The organism is Synechococcus sp. BDU 130192, from assembly GCF_963876085.1.
In the GTDB taxonomy this organism is placed as follows: Bacteria; Cyanobacteriota; Cyanobacteriia; order Cyanobacteriales; family MRBY01; genus MRBY01.
In genome coordinates this window covers 1-389 of sequence record NZ_CAWNNO010000046.1, presented here as the reverse complement: position 1 = coordinate 389, position 389 = coordinate 1, and the positions used below count along the sequence as shown (strand labels likewise).

Genomic DNA, 389 nt, shown 5'->3' with positions numbered 1-389 from the left:
TACCAGTTGGTAATTTTCCACTTCCTCATTGGTGTTTTCTGCTACATGGGTCGTGAGTGGGAACTTTCTTACCGCCTTGGTATGCGTCCCTGGATCTGTGTTGCGTTCTCTGCTCCCGTAGCAGCAGCAACTGCAGTATTCCTCATCTACCCCATCGGTCAAGGTTCCTTCTCTGATGGTATGCCTTTGGGTATTTCTGGTACGTTCAACTTCATGATCGTATTCCAGGCAGAGCACAACATCCTGATGCACCCCTTCCACATGCTTGGTGTGGCTGGTGTATTTGGTGGTTCTTTGTTCTCCGCAATGCACGGTTCTCTCGTAACCTCTTCTTTGGTACGTGAGACCACTGAAACCGAATCTCAGAACTACGGTTACAAGTTCGGTCA

At 48.8% G+C, this 389-nt stretch carries 1 pseudogene; it reads left to right on the top strand.

Going from position 1 to position 389, the window contains the following annotated elements:
* Window positions 1-389 (top strand): annotated as a pseudogene (locus tag AACT35_RS11285) (photosystem II q(b) protein); the annotation flags it as partial.